The organism is Vibrio sp. 10N.261.55.A7 (assembly GCF_002877365.1).
Classification (GTDB): Bacteria; Pseudomonadota; Gammaproteobacteria; order Enterobacterales; family Vibrionaceae; genus Vibrio.
Genome location: NZ_MCWZ01000218.1, coordinates 1 through 1,004, shown reverse-complemented (window position 1 = coordinate 1,004; position 1,004 = coordinate 1). Strand labels below are relative to the sequence as shown.

1 protein-coding gene is annotated in these 1,004 nt (G+C 40.6%); it reads left to right on the top strand.

All coding sequences use genetic code 11. The annotated features are described in order from the left end of the window. Nucleotides 1-41: 41 nt before the first annotated feature. Nucleotides 42-920 carry a metal-dependent hydrolase gene (locus BCU12_RS10805; RefSeq protein WP_102404289.1) on the top strand — a complete coding sequence of 293 codons (879 nt, stop codon included), beginning with the start codon at nt 42-44 and terminating at the stop codon, nt 918-920. Nucleotides 921-1,004: the final 84 nt, after the last annotated feature.

The following is a 1,004-nucleotide window of genomic DNA, read 5'->3' as shown; positions in this document are numbered from 1 at the left end:
ATGAACCTTTTTTTATCTATTCATTTCAATCCGACAAGACTATGACTGTTACCCCTACGATTACCAAGTTCTGCCATCAAACATGGCAGTTAGACTCTGTTGTTCAGTTGATAGAGAAGAACAACAATCAGCTAAATGTGGTTACTCGAGAAACACCATTTCATCCAGTGAGCCATATTTGGCCTGATCACCCAGCCGATAAAGGACAGATAACCGTCTGTGGCAGAACCCTAGATGTTGATTCTTGTTTAGTGGGCGCTGTTGAGGTGTCTACGAACACACTTTATGTCGGCTCTGAGATACCCGTTAAACGAGATGCTGATGGTTGGGCGTTTGTGGTGGTGCATTGCATAAAAGATTGTAACCTAGAGATCAACGTTGGAGATTGCATACGCCTTGAGGTCGATAAAGATTACCAGCAAGCATTGAGCAGAGGTCACAGTGCAGGACATTTAGCGTATTTAGCCTTGAATAAAATACTGACAGAATCTTATTGGCGCAAAGATGCCGATCGTAAAGACCCTCATGGTAATTACGACTTTAATAGTTATGCTCAAGTAACGAGTTTTGTCACTGAAGATACCTGTCATGATGTTTACCGTTTAGGCAAAACATTACGTAAAAGAGGCTTAAATAGCGCCCAGATGATAGAAGACCTTGTGTTGATAGCTGAACGTGTGAATCAGCAATTGGAGTATTGGATTCAGTCTAACGCGGTTGTAATGATGAGCTGTGAGGGAGAGTTCTTAACCAGCTCTCGGTATTGGTCATGTGATTTGGGAGAAGGGGCGAAAGCAACGATACCTTGTGGTGGTACACATATCACTTCGTTGGAGGAATTCCACACCCTTAAAGTCACTCTTATCCAGCTCGATGAACAGAATATTGAAATGCAAACAGATGTAAATAAGCATAACTAGAAAAGCATACGTTTTATTAAACTCTGTTTTTTTGGTTTTTAATAGTAACACTAGTTTTATGTTCTTCTGTAAATTCAAATACAG

Coding starts and splice junctions, on each gene's coding strand:
- BCU12_RS10805 (WP_102404289.1), top strand. CDS start 42: ATGACTGTTACCCCTACGATTACCAAGTTCTGCCATCAAACATGGCAG.